Genomic DNA, 19683 nt, shown 5'->3' on the forward strand with positions numbered 1-19683 from the left:
GTTACGCAGCGAGCCTGGAGAGTGTCTAGAAAATCCGGGGCGATTCAGTGTAGTCATTTTCGCTTACCACCACGCCACCTACTAGCTCCGAGCGTATGAGCCTATCAGCCCAATGGCCGCACTCAGCCAATAAATCAATCACACTCTGTGGAAAAAGCATTGCGTTCCTCTAGGGGAAAAGGAAAAAATAATGTCAGGCAGAGTCGAGACTAATTTTGCGATACTACTAGAATATTGGCAAGGTCCGCGACTTGCCGGGGCTTCTTTATCGATTTTGCTTAACGATGCTTACGTTTTTTTTGGGTCAAGTGCATTAAGGTCATCGGTGATCCGATATGAAAGATGAGTTTCGCATCGCACTCGCTGCCAGCCGTCTGCGAATAGTAGCCGACCTCGCCCTCCACAGAGTTCACAGGTTTGAGCGGAATACTGTTCCGCAAAAGTGATCAACGAGTGCGCTTCTGGCGTGCGGCACGATACCAAAACTCGAATGGTCCCGAATTTCTCTCTGATGCTTTGAAGATAGGTTGGATGCTGCCCCTCGCGTCGATTCATCTCAGCCAATAGGGAGCAAAGAGTTTCGATGATCGAGTACCAACCATCTCCGCAATCGAATTCGAAACGTGCGTCGTCGGACCTCAGAAAAGCCTCTGGGTATCGTTCTTGAAGCTCTAATACGAGATTAGCTTGCATTGATTCCATCCAGGCAGATGACATTGGTGGTCCGCATTCGGCCAATGCTTCCGGCGATTTAGCGCGCCTCATTCATCATGCTTTATTACGTTCACGCCATTGCGTTTTAACGCCTCTATAGACTCACGTGCATTCTCAGCCACCCGTATCATGTAATCCGGGCTCGTTTTTGGACGGGCAGGTTTGAGGCCTCTTGCCTTGCTTTCAGACTCCAACCCTTGGCGCTCTATTCGCCTTTCGGCAAGCTTCCCCAATGCAGTCGAAATTGGTTGTCCTTGTCTATGATGCTGAGCGGGTAAGTCGAACACTGGTGGCCCAATCGGCGCTGAAACGAGTCGGTCATGCGCACGACGTAAATTGCTGAAATATACCCAGCCCAAGGGGGCAAATGAGACGATGCCGTAGCGGCTTCCATTCTGTGTTTCGACCCAAATACTTTCACCGCACGCATTGATCTCGATTATCCAAGACGTTTGAATTCGCTGGCCGTCAGAGAACTTCGCAGACGACTCGGCATGAGCGTGGCACCAGATCTCCCCATCCAGCACTGATGGATGGGTTACGTAAGCGTTCGAGATGAAGCCCGTAAAGGCCAAGCCATTTGAGTCCGCCTTCAGCTTAGCTATGACCTCGGCAATTCTTTCATCCATCAATAAATCCTGCGTTCGATGCTCAAAGCATGGCTGTTTTAAGGATTATGTACGTGACTGCAAAGTCGGCTTACCTGGCTCGCCTGTCTATCGACGTCAGCAACTCGCCTGAATAGAGTCGCCGAAATCCTATCCGATCACCTTCCCGCCAACTCATGGATTCGCACGCGCCCGGTTCCAGCTCCAGCACAAAATGGCCGTCGAACGACCGGTTGACGTATCCAACCCATGTGGGTGAGGTGCAATCACCAATGGACCGGCGCATAACAACGATGTCCTCTGGACTGGCTGTCGGGCGATTTTTAGCATCAATCACGAAATAGGCCGCTCGTGCTCCCTGCTTAGCAGAATTAGATGAGTGGATGTCTTCCGAATCTACGTGAAGTGCCCCCCCCTCTGTGGCACGCACACGACCAGGTCGTAACGCTTTAGCCCGAAAGTAAGAATCAAGACGGCTTCTGATTCGTAGCCATGTCCTGAATGAAATCACTGTCACACCTCCGCCGATGACACTGCCAGCCTAACTCCGCAACTGCTGAAGCCAGTTGACTCTGATCGCGAGCTTGGCACGCAGCCTCGTCAAACGATTTCAAGAATTAAGATATATCTAAACATCTACTATCGTTGATTCCAAAATACCTCATGCCTCTATCAAATGCTAGGTTTTGGCGTCGGGCGGTGAGTGATGGAATTCAAAGAGGCGCTGGGCGTTGCCGTACAGGCATTGCGTCGTCAGAGAGGCCTGACTCAAAAGGACATGCTAGGAACCATATCAACTCAGTATCTAAGCGATATTGAATGCGGCAAGCGAGCACCTTCAGTGGTTGTTCTGTCCCGCATCTGTGAGCGGCTAGGAGCACATGAGGTACTGCCAATAATATTGGCTAAACACTTTATGAGTCCGGGCGTTGAGCTTGCACAAGAGCTGAAGAACATCGAACGACAGTTGAGGGATTTTGGCTTCTTGCCTGGGGCTTCTCTTCCTAAGTGAATGATGTGCTATGGCGTCTTGGTGGTAGACCTTAACCAAGGCCTTACTGACTTTTCTTACACGTGATGATTGTGTTGGATGGAAGATCTTGCCACTCGCCAGCTCTCATCCATTTGCATTTGATAGAGTTTTGCTAGGTGCCGCGAAACTGAATGATCACTACTTAGAGGGCGCTCACTCAACGGCATGGCTCTCGACATCTGAAGGCCCTAATCAAAAGCAGCCAAAGCCATTTGGGCTTTGGCTAAGAGCAGTCGAGAGCGATGCATTACTGACAAGATGAGGGTGCAGATAGGTAAATCCCGGAGTTCGATCGCAAGGTATTGGAGGTTTTAAGGGAGCCGCTGGAATCCGGCCACATCGTCATTTCCCGCGCCAAGGACCGCGTGAGGTTTCCGGCACGCTTTCAATTGGTGGCCGCAATGAATCCATGCCCCTGTGGATATCTTGGCGAACCCAGCGGCAAATGCAGTTGTACACCGGACATGGTCCAGCGTTATCGCAACAAATTGTCTGGGCCGCTGCTGGACCGGATCGACCTGCACCTGACCGTAGCGCGGGAAGCCACGGCATTGAATCCTGCGCCCAAACCGGGTGATGACACTGCCACTGCTGCGGAACTGGTCGCCGACGCCAGGGAGCGTCAAAACAAGCGTCAAGGCTGTGCCAACGCATTCCTTGATTTGCCGGGACTGCGTCGACACTGCAAGTTATCCACAACTGACGAAGTGTGGCTGGAAACTGCTTGCGAGCGTTTGACCTTGTCACTCAGGTCGGCCCACCGTCTGCTCAAGGTTGCGCGAACCTTGGCAGACCTTGAACAGGTCGATGGCATCACCCGCGAACATCTGGCGGAGGCATTGCAGTATCGGCCAAGCACAAACTGACGAAAGTCATTCCTTGGTGAGATCAACCAACGGCGTCTGCCTTACCTCAGTCTCCCGCCCACCCTGAATCTCACTCACCCGCTTCAGCGCCTTATCCACAGCCCCCTTATCCGCCAACAAGCTGTAATGGATCTGAAACTGCCTCTGCTCTTTCACCCCAATCATCGGCACCAACCCAATCGGCCGCTGATACCGACGGTTATAGGAAAAACTCGTCCCAGGCTCCAACCCGGTCACGTACCCCTGCCCTTGCGTATCCGTGTTCTTCCACAACGAAAACACCGGCAACTGCTGCGTATTGAACCCAACCGACACCCCAAGGCTCCCGGCTTTGTTATGCAACACGGTCAGCGTGTCGCCCTTGGCATCGCCATAAGGCACGACGTTGTAAACCGTCTCGTCGTAGTCCTTGGTCGGTGCACGGTAAGTCTGCCAATCCGGCAAATCCCCTTTGGCCTTGTCGTTGAACGGCGACACCTGTTTAACCGGCGCCGCAAATCGCGCGCCCTGTTCCAGAAATGGCGTGCTGAAGTTGCTGTGGTACAGCGCCTGGTATTCCTTCGGATAGTCGCCGTTGTTGGTCAACGTGTCGTTCAGGGCAAACGCTACGCTGCCGGGCTCAGTGACCAGTTCGGTCACTACCGAGAAGTCGACTTTCTTGAACGCCTGCTCTTTAAGCTCGCCACGCAGGCTGATGGCGTAAGGCGGTTTTTCGTCGATGTGCAGGGTGACTTTACTGGCCGGGATGTTGGCGGCGCGGCCATGCAGGGTCAGCAGTTCGCCGTTGTCCATGCCGGGGTGGCCGACCCATTCGTAGCCGCAGCGAGCGACCAGTTCGTTGAAGCCTTCGAGCCAGCCCAGTCCGCCGCGGCCGTTGAGTTCGATGAAGGACGGATTGACCACGTCCTTGACCGGCGAATCCCAGCCCATCCGCACATCGCCGACCGACGCTTGCAGGACGTTCATGCCGCGAGTCGGCACCACCGAGAGTTTCAGCGTGCCGTTATCGATGTCGACGATATTGACGCCCTCTTGCCGGCCTCCGTGCAAGGTGCGCAGGGTCACGGAGAAAGGTTTGCCGGTTTTGACGCCGAGTTGCTGGCTGGTGATCTGCCAGTTTTGTGCAGCCTTGTCGGTATCGAGCAGCACGTAATCCCAAGCCATGGCGTGGGAGGCAGCGGTCAGCGTGCCGAGGGCGACGGCGAATTTGAGCGGAGTCATGAGGGAAGCCTTTCTTGGAGTTGTGCATTTTTTATAGCGCTGATGAAACGATTCAGCAAGCTTAAAAAAGCGGACGTCCGAGTCTTCCCAAATCAATTCACATTGACCTCATGCAACCTCCGCACACTTACGCTAGTCTCATACGGTTTTGGACCTCCGCTGATTGACGGCGACATCATAATGCCATTAAGGTCGCCAGCTAATTGCAGGAGCAAGAACAGACGTCTTTGTCTGTCATTTTTGCGCAACGGAACATATGGAGTTTGAATGCGCGGGGCACTATTACGCAGCGGTAAGAGCGGGTCATTCACAGCCCTGGGCGAAACAGGTCAACCGGTCTACCGGGCAGCCCTGCAATTGCGCGAAGCCATTCGCCGCAAGAACCCCGATATGGTCGATCACCTGGCCATTCCTCAAAGCGATGAACTCGGCAACCAGATCGATTGGTACAGCGGTCTCGACGGCGATGTGATCCCGTGGAGCAGCGCGACCGAAGAAGAACGCGCACCGGCCCGTCGCCAACTTGAAGCCCTGAAGACTGCGCTCGATGAATTGAGCCAGCGTTTCCTGGGCACGGACCCGGCCGAACAGCAGCAAGGCGACAAAGCCGTGTTCGGCAAGCTGCTCAAGCGCGTGATTCATTTCCCTGACGAAAACTTCGTTTATCTGGTGCAAGGCAAACCGGTGCTGACCTTCTGGGGTTTCGAGCACGCTGGTACCGGCAATCGCGATCCCCTGCACTGCCTTTATCAGGTTCCGCCTGTGTTCACGCTGCCCCCCGTGGTCGAAGAACCGGTGGTGGCGCCGGTCGTGCCGGTAGTGGCTCGTCCATGGTGGCGTCGCTGGTGGTGGCTATTGCTGCTGCCGTTCCTGTTGCTGCTGTTGTGGCTGTTGCTCGGCCTGCGCGGGTGCGTGCCGATTCCGTTGGTGGCGGTGGACTTGCTGCCTGAGGGCATCGTGCCGGTGGAAAAACAGCTGGAAGAGCCGCAACTGACCGGTAATGCCACAACGCTGAATGGCGTTCCCGTGACCGGCACGGTCGCAGGTTCCACCACAGGCACCGCCGTGACCGGCACCCAAGGCGCGGAAGCGCCGGCGCTCGCTGGCAACGAAGCAGACGCCGCGACTGCCGGCATCACGCAAGACCCGGCCGCCGAATCCCCGACCACGCCAACCGCACCACCCGAAGCCGAAGCCAAAACCGAGGCGCCGGCCGTCACACCGCCCGACGCGCAAAAATCCGCCGCCGCAGCCGCAACCACAAAACCGGGCCCGGCCTTGAGCATTCCGCCTGACGCCGCCGACGGCGCCGCCAAGTTCCTCGACGGTCAGTACCGCGCCGGTGCCGGCATTCAGGATCGCCGGACCGGCAAGCCGCTGCGCCTGGAATACCAGCTCAAGGACGGTAAGGGCGAAGTCACCGTCCACCAGGCCGACGGCACGAAGTGCAGCGGGCCGGTGAGCGCTACCATGAAAGGTGGCAGCCTCGCTATCGACAGCCAGGGCCAGGCCGTGTGCGGCGATGGCAGCACTTACGACATGCCCAAGGTCAACTGCCGCAAAGGGGCGACCACGGTCGCGGACTGCACCGGCGGTTACGGTAAAGAACAATTCCCCATGTCCATGCGGCAAATGGGCGAATAAGACTGGAATAACCCGACATGTTGCCTGAAGTCACCCAATTCGAAGACACCGTCACGCTCGTCAGTGACACCGGTATCCAGTTTATGGATTTCGCCCTGCGCCTGGATCCCCGCAAGGAACCGGCGGGCGAGTTCGCGCCGATGATCAGCGGGCTGATCTGCCGGCTGATGTACAACGAAGAGAAAGACTTCTACTTCTACGAGCCCGAACCGGAAAAGGTCGAGAAGGCCAAACCAGCGTTCAGCGTCGACATGAAAAGCAGCCTCGAGCTGCTGGACGGTGTCTGGTTGCCGACGCCATTTTTCCGCTTCATGCCGCCGCACCGCTTCGACGAAGGCCCGACCAACTGGTCGCGGATGCGCCTGGTGAAACTGGCCACGCCCGACATCGACGGCAACACCCATCGCCTGACGATGGCGTTCGACAGCCGCGTCATGCCCAAGCGTGACGGCACCGCTTACCTGGCACCGAACGAAGAAGACATCAGCTCCGGCGTGTCCTTCAAACTGGCGACCAAGGCCAGCGAAACCCGTTGGTTCCTGGCCCAGCCGTGGGTCAACGAATGGCTGCTCGAAGTGTTCAACGAAGGCAATGCCCATCGTTCGCGCGAAGAGCTGGACATCGACATCCGCGCCAACCATCACCTGGCGCACTACCTCAACCTGCTGAGCCTGTTGAGCACGCCGTCCGCGGCAGCGCAGTCGACCGCCAGGCCGAAGGTGGAAATCCCTGAGCTGAAAGTGGTCGCCAACGACAGCAATGGCCTGGTCAAACCGATTCCGGTGGACCTGGTGCTGGACGTCGGCAACTCGCGCACCTGCGGCATCCTGATCGAGAACCACGGTCAGGCCGGCTCCGGGCTGAAGCAGAATTACGTGCTGGAACTGCGCGACCTGATCACCCCCGAACACACCTACAACCTGCCGTTCGAAAGCCGCGTGGAGTTTGCCCAGGCGTATTTCGGCAAGGACCACTGCTCGGTCAAGAGCGGCCGTCACGATGCGTTCCAGTGGGCCACGATCGCCCGCGTCGGCAACGAGGCCAGCCGGCTGGCCAGCCGTCGTCGCGGCACCGAAGGCTCGACGGGGCTGTCCAGCCCGAAACGTTACCTGTGGGATGAAAACGCCTACGGCCACGGCTGGCGTTTCAACTGCTCCTACATCAAGACCGACAACGAGCCCTACGCCACCGCCGCGCCGTTCTCGCACCTGATCAACGAAACCGGCGAGGCGCTCTACAGCCTCGAAGAAGACGATCGTCTGCCGGTGTTCATGCCGCGTTACTCGCGCAGCTCGCTGATGACCTTCATGCTCGCCGAGGTGCTGGCCCAGGCACTGTCGCAAATCAACAGCCCGGCCCAACGCTCGCGCCAGGGTCACACCCGCGTACCGCGCCAGCTCAACAGCATTACCCTGACCGTGCCGCCGGGCATGCCGCAAGCCGAGCGCAGCATCCTCAACGAACGCATGCAGCAGGCCATCGGCCTGGTCTGGAAAAGCCTCGGCTGGCACGCCGGCGAGGAAGACCCGCATCAGGATCAGGCCGTCAGCCCGCGCACGCCGATCCCGAGCATCCGCGTGGAATGGGACGAAGCCTCCTGCGGCCAGTTGGTGTACCTGTACACCGAGGTCAACGAGAACTTCGCCGGTCACCCGGAAGAGTTTTTCGACACCATCGCCCGCCCGGACAAGACCGACCGCGAACGCATCACCCTGGCGACCATCGACATCGGCGGCGGCACCACCGACCTGGTCATCACCGACTATCGCCTCGACCGCGCCGGCAACACCGGCAGCGGCAGCAACGTGCACATCGTGCCCGAGCAGCGTTTTCGCGATGGCTTCAAAGTGGCCGGCGACGACATCCTGCTGGACGTGATCCAGGACTTCATCCTGCCGAGCTTCGAAAAAGCTTTGCAGAACGCCGGCGTGAAAGCCCCGGATTCGCTGATGTCGCGGCTGTGCGGCGACGAATCGGTCAGCGCTCAGGACATGATCCTGCGCCAGCAACTGAACCTGCAGGTGTTCGCGCCGCTGGGCCTGGCGTTGCTCAAGGCTTACGAGTATTACGATCCGCAGGTCCCGCAGGAGGTCACCCCGCAAAGCTACCGCCAATTGCTGGGCGACAACGCGATCAGCCAGACCGTGCTCGACTACGTCAACGCCGCCGTGCGCCGTGATGTCGGGGGGCAGAGTGGTTTCGACCTGTACGAATCGCTGATCGGCTTCGACCTGCAAAAGCTCCACGCCGCGTTCCTCAACGATCAGATCAATATCACCAAGATCCTCGGCGCGCTCTGTGAAGTGGTCGCGCATTACCCGTGCGACGTCCTGCTGCTGACTGGCCGCCCTTCGCGTCTTCCGGGCATCCAGGCGTTCATTCGCAAGGTGCTGCCGCTGCCACCGGGGCGCATTCTGGCGCTGCAAAACTACCGCACCGGCGGCTGGTACCCGTTCCATAAGAACGGCCGCATCGACGACCCGAAAAGCACCGCTTCGGTGGGCGCGATGCTGTGCCTGTTGTGCGCCAACCACAGCGTGCCGAACTTCTACTTCCGCTCTTCGGCGCTCAAGCCGTATTCGACGGTCAAGCACATCGGCGTCATCGACCTGAATAACGTGATCAAGGATGCCGACGTGCTGTACCGCGACATCCAGTCCGAAGACTACAAAATCAAGTTGCCGGAAATTGGCACTGGCGATGACGCCGATACGCCGCAACTGGAAATGCGCGGCGACCTGCGCCTCGGCTTCCGCCAGTTGGCCGCTGATCGCTGGGCCGCTTCGCCGCTGTACACCCTGCGGTTCACCAAGGCCGGCCGGGAAAAGTTCTCCCGTGCGATCGGGGAAAACGGCAGTGCACCGCTGCTCAAGGTGCGCTTCGAAGTCAAAGCCGCCGACAAATACACGCGCAAGCAGGATCTGGTCAGCGACCGCCTCTCGGTACGCGATATCGAATCCAACAGTAACAACGTCAACTTCAACCCGCGCAGCGACCTCGAGCTGGAACTCAATACCATGCTCGACGCCGGCCTGAGCGAGACCAAGTACTGGCTCGACAGTGGAAGTGTGAAACGCAAATGAATGACCTGACCCCCGAACAAACTCAGCTATCCGCCAGTTGGGCCGCTGTTTATGAAGGTGCCGGTCAGGCGCTGGAATGGATTGGCCAGACGCGCGGCAACGCGCCACGTCTGGACAGCGAAGCCGACAACCTGAACATTCGCCTGCACCGCGCCCGCAACCTGGCTCACAGCCTCGGTCGCGTGGCCTGCACGCCGATGACCATTGGTTTTTTTGGCTTGTCCCAGGCCGGTAAGTCCTACCTGATTTCGGCGCTTGCGGCCGGTCAGAACGGCAAACTGGAAACCGATTTCGGTGGCCAGCGCCTGGACTTCATCAAGCACATCAACCCGGTGGGTGGCGGCAAGGAGGCTACCGGCCTGGTGACGCGCTTCAGTCGCCGCGCCACGCCGAGCCAGGATCCGCAGTTCCCGGTCGAGCTGACGCTGTTCAAGGAAATCGAGCTGGCGAAGATTCTCGCCAACTCCTGGTTCAAGGACTTCGACCTTGAGCGGATCTCCTACGAGATCGACGAAGAGCGCATCCAGCGCGTACTGAAACCGTTTGAAGGCCGCGAGACAGGGGCGCTGCAACCGGGCGTCAGCGCCGACGATCTGGTGTCGCTGTGGGATTACCTGCGCGACAACTTCCGCAACTCGGTGAAGAAGCTTGAGCACCTGTATTGGCCGACGGCGTTGCAACTGGCGCCACGCCTGAATTTCCAGGAGCGTGCCGAGCTGTTCTCCATCCTCTGGGGTGAGCAGAGCGAGCTGACGCGCGTTTACCAGCAATTGGCCGGCGCGCTGCACAAGCTGGGCCTGCCCGAGACCGTCTTCGCGCCATTGAAGGCCTTGGTGAGTTTCGAAAACGACACCTACAGCCAGCGCGACAGCATCATGAACGTCGACATCCTCGAGCGCTTCGGCAGCCCGCAGGATTTGCCGATCGACGTGCGGCCCCGGGTCGACGGACGCCTGCAAAACAGTCAGGGCATCCCGGTCGCGCAACTGGCGGCACTGACCGCCGAGATGACTTTCGGTTTGATCGAAGCCCCGGCGGACGACATCGTCAACCAGGTCGACTTGCTGGACTTCCCCGGTTATCGCGGGCGCAAGAAGCTGCACGAGATCGCCAACTCCAGTGACCCGGAATCCGCCACCAAGGACAACTCCGTCTCGCAGTTGATTCTGCGTGGCAAGGTCGCTTACCTGTTCGAACGTTACACCGACAACCAGGAAATGAACGCGCTGGTGGTCTGCACCGGCTCGACCAAACAGAGCGACGTCAATGACGTCGGCCCGGTGCTGACGCGCTGGATCGAAAAGACTCAAGGCGCCGACGCGGCCGCTCGCAGCAAACGCGACACCGGCCTGATCTGGGCCCTGACCATGCTCGACCTGCGCATCACCAACTCCCTGAGCCTGACGCCTGATCAGTACGACGAGAGTTGGAACGGCATGGTCAAGCTGACCATGCTCGAACGCTTCGGCAGCCTGAGCTGGATGAACGACTGGGCCGGCACGCCGTTCCAGAACACCTTCCTGGTGCGCAAACCGCGCATGGACGCGGCGTTCATCGTGCAAGACGCCAGCAGCGCCGAAACCGGCCTCAACCCTAGCTACCTGGAGCGCGTCGACGCCCTGGGCACAAGCTTTGCCGGCAACGAGCTGGTGTGCAAACACATCAATAATCCCGCCAATGCCTGGAAAGAAATGCTGCGCAACGATGACGGTGGCATCAGCCATTTCAGCGGCAGCTTCAAGGGCGTGGCCAACATCGAATTCAAACTGCAGCGCATCCGCGAGCAGCTCAACGAATGCCTCGAAGGCCTGACCACTCACGGCCTGAGCACCTGGTATCACGCCGACGGTGACGGCGCCGCAGCCGCCAAGAAAGCTCAGGCGCAGATGATTCTGACCGGTCTGGGCCGTCGCCCGGCCGTACTCGGTGAGTTCATCGATGAACTCGACATGCCCAGCGAATCGGTACGCGACCTGTACCTCAGCGGTGTGTACGAAACCGACGACGCCCCCGCCGCCAGCGATGAGCCGGCCGCGCCGACACCGAGCCAAAGCCTGTACGGCAACGACGCCGGTTTCGACTTCGATTTCGGCGACGACCTGAGCCACGAAGCGCCGGTCAGCAGCAAAACCGGCACCCCGGCGCCGGAACTGCAAAGCAACGAACACCGCTTCGCCAAAGCCGCGTTCAAGGCCTGGATTGCACACCTGCGCGAACTGACCACCCGGCAAAGCCTGCTCACCCTGCTGGGGCTGGAAAAGGCGTTGATCGAAGCGGTGGTCGACGAATTGATCACCGCCGGTTATCGCCAGGACTTGCCCGGCCAACTGAGCCGTGCGGTGCTCAAGCGTGCACAAAGCGGCGCGCGGCGCGATCAACTGGTCGAGCGCCAAGTGTTGGAAGTGCAACGCGTGCTGCGCGATTTCGTGTCCTGGTTCGGCTACCTGCAGAAACCGGTCAACGAGCGCCCGAACAGCCGTGCCGGTGCCAAGGCGCCGTTGTTCTCGTTCTATACCGACATCGGTCCGGGACAAGTGCCGGTGTTGCCGCCGCAACCGGCGAACCAGGCGCAGCGGTATCTGGGCGACTGGCTCTCGGGCCTGGCCTACATCACGCAGGACAACGCCGGCCATGGTGCCGGTCGCGAAATCACCCCTGAACAGAATGAACGGCTGGGCCGCGTGCTCACAGCCTTCACAGCGAGATAAGCAATGCCAATTCGTGTCGACCTGCTCGCCTTAGAACCCAACGTGCCTGGCCAGGCGTGCCTCACTGTGAAGAAATGGCAGGGTGGCGAAGAACAGCTGGAGTTTTCCATTCAGCGTAACCAGGACGGTTTCTACCTCCAGGATCAGAAGGCCTGGAGCAACAATCCATTCTGGTTCAAGGTCTCGCGCTTCAGCGTTGCAGCCAGTGGTGAAGCCCTTGAAGCCCAGGTCGGCCCGGAAGTGGTCGATCCGTTGCTCGAAGGCGGCGCCAATTCGCAATTCATGATCGAGCTGCGCGAACAGAGCCAAGGGCACACCGACAAAGGTGTGGTCCGGCCAGGCGTCGGGTTGCTGCCGTCCACGGCCGGCGGCCAGACGCGTTCGACTTACGGTGGTGCAGACTTGAGCGCACCTGCTGCACCGGAACCCGAGATTCCAGAGCTGCCGGAATTGGTCCTGAACACCGCCGAGCCAGAAATCGAACTGGAATCGGTGCCCAACGAACCCGCCTACACCCCGCCTCCGCCTCCGGTGAAGAAAAGCAACAAAGGCCTCATCGGCCTCGCGCTCGTCGTGCTGTTGCTGGTGGCAGCCGCGGCCGGGTTCTGGTTCTACAAACGCACTCCGGCCCCCGCCCCGGCCATCGCTGCCGCCGCACCGGCGGGTGCCGACGCACAAGCCTGCACCCTCGACAGCATGAACAGCCTGCCCGAGCTGACCTTCGTCCAGACCTGCATCAAGGCTGCGCCCGACAGCGCCAAGTTGCTGGAGATCATCAACGAAGCCAAGGCCGGCAAGCACTGCGGTGTTGCCCAGCGTCTGTACGCCAACCGGGCCCAGGCCGGTGACGCGCTGATCGCCAACGCCTATGCCCGCGAGTACGACCCGAAATACCTGAAAGCCAGTGAGTGCTTCCCGGTCGCGGACAACGCCACCGCCGCCTATTGGTATGAAACGATCCTGACCCAGGACCCGAACAACGCCGAAGCCAAGCAGCGTTTCGAGGAGTTGCAGAAGTGATGCGTTCGCCCCTGAGTCGTTTCCTGCTGAGCAGCGCCGCGCTGTTGGCGCTGTGCATCAGCCCGTTGTCCCAGGCTGAAGACAAACCGCTGATCCAGGCCGGTAAAAAGACCTTGTTCCAGCGCGTGCTGACCACCCCGGGCTGCAAACTCAGCCCGACGGCAGGCGGAGCGGCAGGCGATGAGCAACCGGTGTTCAGCCGCTTTTATGTGTACGAACGTGCGCAAGCAGCCAATGCCGAGTGGCTGAAAGTCGGCCCCGACAGTTACGGCAAAACCATTGGCTGGCTGCCCGCCAGCTGCACCACCGACTGGAAAATGCAGCTGACACTGGCGTTCACCAACCCGGCCAACCGCGACCGGCTGCTGTTCTTCAAGGACCGCGCCACGGTCGAGGGCATCCTTGATGCGCCGGACCCGGTGAGCAAAGTCGCCCCGCTGCGGGCCACGCTGAAAAAGGGCAAGCAAGCACCGGGCGTGCTCGCCGAAGAACCTGAATACTTCGTCGACCTGCAAAAGCAGTTCTACCTGCTGCCGGTCCTCAGCGGCGAAGAAGTCATGACCGAAGGCGGTTTCCGCACGCGTTTGCTCAACGTGGCGTCGGTCAGTAAACCGGATGACAAGAACGCCAAGGGCAGTGCTGCCAACAGCACGGCCGGCGGCAAGGAAGCCGAGGACAAAGCGGCCAGCCAGTTGAAGGAATTCAGTGCGGCGGTGGTGTTTGTCATCGACTCGACGATCTCGATGGACCCGTACATCGACCGCACCCGCGAAGCGATCCGCAAGGTCTATCAGCAGATCGAATCGCAGAACCTCGGCAAGCAGGTCAAGTTCGGCCTGGTGGCGTTCCGCTCCAGCACCCAAGCGGTGCCTGGGCTGGAATACACCACCAAGATGTACGCCGACCCGACTCAGGTGAAGGACAGCTCCGACTTCCTCGCCAAAGTTGCCGACCTCAAACAGGCCAAAGTATCGAGCAGCAGTTTCGATGAAGACGCCTTTGCCGGTGTCATGGAAAGCATCGACAAGGTCGACTGGAGTCAGTTCGGCGCGCGCTACGTGGTGTTGATCACCGACGCCGGCGCCATCGAAGGCGACGACAAGCTGTCGAAAACCGGTTTGAGCGCCTCGCAGGTTCGCCTCGAAGCAGCCAACCCGGGCGTGGCGATTTACACGCTGCACCTGAAAACCCCGGCCGGGATCAAGGACCACGCCAAGGCCGAGGCGCAGTATCAGAACCTGTCGACCTACCCGGGCACCAACACCTCGCTGTATTACCCGGTGAACGCGGGTGACATTCAGGCGTTCGGGCGCAAGGTGGATTCGCTGGCCACCGCGATCACCTCGCAGGTGAAAGCCGCCTACATGGGCGAAGACGCCATTGGCAGCGCGGTGAATGCCAAGCAGGACCCGGCCGAGAAGAAAATGCTCGAAGACGCGGCGCTGATCGGCCACGCCATGCAACTTGCCTATCTGGGCGAGAAGACCAACAGCAAGGCACCGCCAGTGTTCAAGGCGTGGATCACTGATCGTGACCTGATCAAGCAGAACGTCCCGACCACCGACGTGCGGGTGCTGCTGACCAAATCCCAGCTCAGCGACTTGAGCGACGTGATGAAGCAGATCCTCGACGCGGCCAACGAAGGCCTTATCTCGCCGACGGAAATGTTCGAGCGCCTGCGCTCGGTGGCCGCCACCATGGGTGCCGACCCGAACCAGCTCAAGCAGAACGGCAACGCCAAACTGGCCGACATGGGCGTGCTCGGCGAGTACCTCGAAGACCTGCCGTATCAGAGCGAAGTGCTGAACCTGGACGAAGAAACCTGGAAAAGCTGGGATGGCCTGGCGCAGGAGAAATTCATCCGCACGCTCAATACCAAACTGCGGCACTACCAGCGTTACAACGCTGACGTTGACCGTTGGGTGGCATTAGCCAAGGACAGCGATGCGCGGGACAACGTGTACCCCGTGCCACTGGAAATGATGCCTTAACGAGACGCCGATGCTCGATATCAAGAACCTGCTGGTGCGCCGTGGTGAAGGCGCGCTGGCCCATCACGTGCGCCTGCCGCGCTTGCAGATCGGTGCCGGGGAAATCCTCGCCATCACCGGCGAGAGCGGCAGCGGCAAAAGCACCTTGCTCGAAGCCATCGGCCTGTTACTGGCGCCGGTCGAACTCGAGCGTTTTCGGCTGGGCGCAACGCAGGATCAAGACATCGCGCAATTGCTGGCCACCGATGACCAGCCTGCCTTGGCGGCTGTGCGTTCGCGGCACTTGGGGTTCATTTTGCAAAGCGGCGGTTTGCTGCCGTTTTTGAACGTGCGCGACAACATCAGCCTGCCGCGCCGCTTGCTCGGCATGCCGGTCAAGAGCGCGCACATTGATCACGCGGTTGAGGTGCTGCGCCTGCAAGGCTTGCTGGATAAACAGCCTCAAGCGCTGTCGATCGGTGAGCGCCAGCGCGTGGCCTGCGTTCGGGCGATTGCCCATGAACCGCTGCTGCTGTTGGCCGACGAGCCGACCGCGGCACTCGACCCGCACAGCGCCCGGCGGTTATTCGAATTATTGCTGAGCCTGGTGTCGAGCATGGGCCTGAGTGCGCTCGTTGTGTCCCATGACTGGGCCTTGCTGAAGGATTTCGGCTTGCCGCGACTTGGCGCTATCAGCCGTCAGGGAGAGACTCTGTTTGAACCGATGGACTGACCGCTTGCGCCTGCTCGGAACGCTGGCCCTGCAAGACCTCTGGCACGACCGCAAGGTGTCGTTGTGCATCGCCGCCTCCTTGGTGGCGGTGATCGCGCCGCTGTTGCTGTTGTTCGGTCTCAAACACGGCGTGGTCAGCCAGTTGCAGGACGAACTGCTGCGCGACCCGCGCAACCTTGAAGTGAAGATGCTCAGCAACGGCAACTACGACAGCGCCTGGATCGAGCGGGTGCGCCAGCGTCCCGAGACCGGTTTTGCCCTCGGCCAAACCCGCTCGCTCAACACCCAGGCAGACTTGCTGATGGGCATGCAACGGTTTGTCGAAGGCGCAGAAATCATCGCCACGGAACCCGGCGACCCGCAGTTGAACCTGCCGCAACTCAACCCGACCGGCGATCAAGTGATCCTCAGTGCCCGCGCTGCGCAACGCTTGCAGGCCAAGGTCGGCGACCGCGTGCAACTGCGCGTGTTGCGCCGCTTGGAAGGCGTCAACGAGCGCGGCGAGATGACGCTGACAGTGCTGGCGGTGCTCGACGGTGCGCGTTTCGGCCGCGCGGCCGGGTTTGTCGCCCCGCCGTTGCTGCTGAACCTGGAGCGCTTTCGCGATGGTTATCAGGTCAGCGCATTCGGCATCGAAACTGGCAAGCCGTTGGGTAATCTGCAACCGCTGTATGCCCGCGCCCGCCTCTATGCCCGTGACATCGATCAGGTGGCGCCGCTGGAACGCTGGCTCAACGAACAGCACATCGAAACCTCGAGCCGACTGGCCGACATCGACAACGTCAAAGCCATCAACCATGTGCTGGGGCTGATCTTCGGGGTGATTGCCCTCGCAGCATTGATCGGCTGTGTGGCGTCGATGGTCGGTGCGTTCCTGGCCAACATCGACCGCAAGCGCAAAAGCCTCGCGGTCCTGCGTTTGCTGGGTTTCAAACGCACGGCGGTCGCTGGGTTCGTGGTCCTGCAAGCGCTGGTGCTGAGCCTGGCCGGCTACCTCGGCGGATTAGGCTTTTACGCTGTTGGCAGTCATTTGTTCGACTACCTGCTAGGCAGCAGCCAGGCCACCGGCACCTTTGTCTGCCACATCACACTCTGGCACGGCCTCGCCGCCCTGCTCCTGACCTTTCTGGTCGCTGCACTGGTGGCCGTGATCGGCGCCGTGCGAGCGATCAACATCCAACCTGCGGAGAGTCTGCGTGAGCTATAAACGTTTTGGCTTGCTGTTGCCCTTGAGCCTCGGCTACCTGCTCGACGCTTCGGCGGCGGGCTGGGAAGAGAAGTATTACAACCCGATGCCCGAGGCCAGCGACGTCGTGCTGCCGATGCCGTGCGAAGGCTCGATGGTGTTTCGCAAGGTGTTCATTCCGGTGGCCGGGCCGCTTGACGACTACCCGATCAACATCGGTCAGGACGGCGCGGAATACGGCTATGTCGAACAGACCCGGCCAACGTTCATCGCCGGCAGTTTCACCGGCGCGAAAAATGACAAATCCCGCTACTACCTGATGGCCAAGTACGAGATGAGTCAGCTCCAATACGCCGCGCTGACCGAAGAAACCTGCCCCACCGCCGCCACCAAAATGCGCCTGCCGCAAGTGTCCGTGAGCTGGGTACAAGCCGTCGAAGCGGCTGACAAGTACAACCTGTGGCTGCGCAAAAACGCGGCCGGCAAATTGCCGAAAGAAGATGGTGCGCTGGGCTTCCTGCGCCTGCCGACAGAAGTCGAGTGGGAGTTCGCGGCGCGCGGGGGCCTGGAAGTCGGCGCGGCAGAATTCCGCGATACGCGCTACCCGATGCCCGACGGCATCAACGCCTACGAGTGGTTCGCCGGGGCGCAATCGTCCAACGGCAAACTGCAATTGTCCGGCCTGCAAAAGCCCAATCCATTGGGCCTGCACGACATGCTCGGCAACGTCGACGAGATGATGTTCGAGCCGTTCCGCCTGAACAAACTCGACCGCCAGCATGGTCAGGCCGGTGGCTACGTGGTCCGTGGCGGCAACTACCTGACCGCCCAGGCCGACCTGCGCACCGGTTTGCGCAAGGAAGAGCCGTACTACAACGCCGAAGGCCAAGTGAAAAACAAAACCACCGGCCTGCGTCTGGTGCTGGTCTCGCCGACCCTGACGTCTCGCGAACGTGTCGCCAGCATTGAAAGCAGCTGGAAGAAACTCGGCACCGGCAGCAAGGAAACCGAGTCGGCCGATAAAGGCACCGTTCAGTCGCTGAATACCCTGGCCTCGGGCGTCGAAGACAAGGCGCTCAAGGAAAAGCTTCAGGCGCTGGAAAACCAATTGCGCGCCAGCAACCAGCAGCAGGAAGAAACCCGCGACCAGGCGATCCGCGCCAGCCTCAACCTCGGTGCGTTCCTGTGCACCAAGATGCTCGACGACGGCCAGTACGTGGACTTCTTGCAGAAGAACTACAAGCTGAACTGCGAATCCGCCGATAAAGACGCCAGCTGCGACATGCGCAAAGGCAAGCTCGACGAGCAGAAGGATCGCCTGCACAAACTCAGCCGTTACTACGCCAGCAGCCTGGTGGAATCGGCGACCTTGTACGGCCAGCCGCTGCTGGAAGCGCAGGTCCCGGTGATGGAAGAAATCATCACCCGCAACAAACAGCTGCAAGAACTCAAACCCTATTTGCGCACCCACTGGGCCAATCAGAAGACCTTCCTGCAAAAGCAGAAGATCGACACCGATGCCTGGCTGACCAGCTGCAAAACCGTCACTCAATAACTCACCTCAACAACAACAGCCAACACCGTCACCAAGGAGTTTCACCATGTCGCGCAGCCTTTGGACTCGCTTCAAGCTTCAGATCGCTTTTGTCCTCGCCGGCAGCCTGTTGCTGACCGGTTGCGCCAACACCGGCAGCTCGATGCTCGGTGGCAGCGAAGGTGCAGACCCGCGCCTGACCCAGGGTAATGACGCGGAGTTCTTCAGCAAGTCCGGTTACCAGGCCTGTGCGGTCGGCGCCGGTGTCGGCATCCTTGGTTGCGCGCTGTCCAACAGCAGCAACAAGGCTGTCTGCGCCATCGCCGCCGGGATTACCGCGTGTGGCGTGGCCATGGGCGCGAACTACTACCTGGATCAACGTCGCAGCGAATACTCCGACACCACCACCCGCCTGGCGAAGATGAACAGCGACGTCGAGCAAGACACCCAGAACGTGATCGCCCGTACCGCGACCGCTCAGCAAGTCATCAATGATGACCAGGCGCAAATCGCCCAGATCAAAAAGGACATCGCCAACAAGAAAGTCGACAAGGCCAAGGCCCAAGTGCAAATCGCCGAGATCGATTCGAACATCGCACGCCTGCGTAAAGACCTCGGCAACATGCGCAACAAGGTCACCGAGTACACCAAAGTGGCGGATGCCGAGCGTGCACAAGGCGCCGGTGCCGAGATCAAGCAGGTGGACATGAACATCATGAAAATGAACCAGAAAGTCGCCGCCCTGCAAAAGGAAGTCGACGGTCTTTACAACCAGCGTTCCGCGATCACCCTGGGTTAAGACATGACTCTACGACAGCTGGCGGTCCTCACCGCCGTCCTGGCCCTGAGCGGTTGCGCGACGAAGCCGGGCGAATGCGATGCGACCAATCGCGACAGCAGCATGCTGACCAAGATGAACTGCGACTACTCTGGTGGTTATAGCGACCAGGTCAAGCAGAAGGAACTGGCCCTGACCGCGTCCCGTCAGGAAAACGCGATGTTCCGTCAGGTGTACGAGAACATTCAGGCCCAGCAACTCAGCACCAAGACCGACCTGGCCAGCCAGCAGAAGTCCCAGGCGGCACTGAACCAGTCACTGGGCCAGTTGTTGACCTCGCTCAAGGCCCGGCATGGCAATGAAAGCCAGGTACAGAAGCAGATTGCCGGGCTTGAGCAGCAGCTCAAGGCCTCGCAGGCGGCGCCCGTGACCAAGACCTCACCCGCGACGCTGGCTGCCAAGCAGGAACAACTGAAGGCCTTGCAGAAGAAAGTGAATCAGCTGCAATTCAGCCTCGGTTACGAAGAGTAACTTTTCACCCCGCAGGCCTGCCGATGGCGGCCTGCACCCTTTTCAGGAATCGTC

General features: G+C 60.0%; 13 protein-coding genes and 1 pseudogene. 12 read left to right on the plus strand and 2 right to left on the minus strand.

Annotation, left to right across the window (positions count from 1 at the left end; genetic code table 11):
- Positions 1–761: 761 nt before the first annotated feature.
- Positions 762–1343, minus strand: coding sequence for a hypothetical protein (locus K0F88_RS06500; RefSeq protein WP_219094619.1), 582 nt, complete (start codon positions 1341–1343; stop codon positions 762–764).
- 685 nt (positions 1344–2028) lie between these two features.
- Here K0F88_RS06500 and K0F88_RS06505 point away from each other — a divergent pair.
- Together K0F88_RS06505 and K0F88_RS06510 are read left to right on the plus strand one after the other, a co-directional pair.
- Positions 2029–2334: a helix-turn-helix domain-containing protein gene (locus tag K0F88_RS06505; protein WP_219094620.1), complete on the plus strand. Its 306-nt coding sequence runs from the start codon at positions 2029–2031 to the stop codon at positions 2332–2334.
- A 299-nt stretch (positions 2335–2633) separates the two neighbouring features.
- A pseudogene (locus K0F88_RS06510) lies at positions 2634–3221 on the plus strand (ATP-binding protein); the annotation flags it as partial.
- A gap of 6 nt (positions 3222–3227) precedes the next feature.
- On the opposite strand, the gene K0F88_RS06515 reads toward K0F88_RS06510, so the two are convergent.
- Positions 3228–4442 (minus strand): aldose 1-epimerase family protein, encoded by a 1215-nt coding sequence (locus K0F88_RS06515; protein WP_094470018.1) that lies wholly within the window; start codon positions 4440–4442, stop codon positions 3228–3230.
- A 267-nt stretch (positions 4443–4709) separates the two neighbouring features.
- On the opposite strand from K0F88_RS06515, the gene K0F88_RS06520 reads away from it, so the two are divergent.
- The 10 genes from K0F88_RS06520 to K0F88_RS06565 are packed head-to-tail and all read left to right on the plus strand — an operon-like array spanning position 4710 to position 19629.
- Entirely contained in the window at positions 4710–6086 is a 1377-nt protein-coding gene (locus K0F88_RS06520; protein WP_094470017.1) for an SrfA family protein, read from the plus strand.
- A 17-nt stretch (positions 6087–6103) separates the two neighbouring features.
- Entirely contained in the window at positions 6104–9169 is a 3066-nt protein-coding gene (locus K0F88_RS06525; protein ID WP_094470016.1) for a virulence factor SrfB, read from the plus strand.
- Complete coding sequence (locus tag K0F88_RS06530; protein ID WP_094470015.1) at positions 9166–11877, plus strand: putative virulence factor; 2712 nt, start codon at positions 9166–9168, stop codon at positions 11875–11877. Before K0F88_RS06525 ends, K0F88_RS06530 begins: the two co-directional genes overlap by 4 nt.
- 3 nt (positions 11878–11880) lie before the next feature.
- Positions 11881–12897: a hypothetical protein gene (locus K0F88_RS06535; protein WP_094470014.1), complete on the plus strand. Its 1017-nt coding sequence runs from the start codon at positions 11881–11883 to the stop codon at positions 12895–12897.
- Positions 12897–14888: a vWA domain-containing protein gene (locus K0F88_RS06540; RefSeq protein ID WP_176457726.1), complete on the plus strand. Its 1992-nt coding sequence runs from the start codon at positions 12897–12899 to the stop codon at positions 14886–14888. The genes K0F88_RS06535 and K0F88_RS06540 overlap by 1 nt, the downstream gene beginning before the upstream one ends.
- A 10-nt stretch (positions 14889–14898) precedes the next feature.
- Positions 14899–15600 carry an ABC transporter ATP-binding protein gene (locus K0F88_RS06545; protein ID WP_094470013.1) on the plus strand — a complete coding sequence of 234 codons (702 nt, stop codon included), beginning with the start codon at positions 14899–14901 and terminating at the stop codon, positions 15598–15600.
- Positions 15584–16807 carry an ABC transporter permease gene (locus K0F88_RS06550; protein ID WP_094470012.1) on the plus strand — a complete coding sequence of 408 codons (1224 nt, stop codon included), beginning with the start codon at positions 15584–15586 and terminating at the stop codon, positions 16805–16807. Before K0F88_RS06545 ends, K0F88_RS06550 begins: the two co-directional genes overlap by 17 nt.
- Positions 16797–18341, plus strand: a complete 1545-nt coding sequence (locus K0F88_RS06555) for an SUMF1/EgtB/PvdO family nonheme iron enzyme (protein WP_094470011.1) — start codon at positions 16797–16799, stop codon at positions 18339–18341. Before K0F88_RS06550 ends, K0F88_RS06555 begins: the two co-directional genes overlap by 11 nt.
- Positions 18342–18387: 46 nt before the next feature.
- The gene (locus tag K0F88_RS06560) at positions 18388–19119 is read left to right on the plus strand and encodes a hypothetical protein (protein ID WP_094470010.1); all 732 of its coding nucleotides are present in this window, start codon (positions 18388–18390) and stop codon (positions 19117–19119) included.
- 3 nt (positions 19120–19122) lie between these two features.
- Positions 19123–19629, plus strand: coding sequence for a hypothetical protein (locus K0F88_RS06565; RefSeq protein WP_094470009.1), 507 nt, complete (start codon positions 19123–19125; stop codon positions 19627–19629).
- The last annotated feature ends 54 nt before the right edge of the window (positions 19630–19683 follow it).

The sequence above is a fragment of the Pseudomonas sp. UMAB-40 genome (assembly GCF_900095275.1).
GTDB lineage: Bacteria > Pseudomonadota > Gammaproteobacteria > Pseudomonadales > Pseudomonadaceae > Aquipseudomonas > Aquipseudomonas mandelii_B.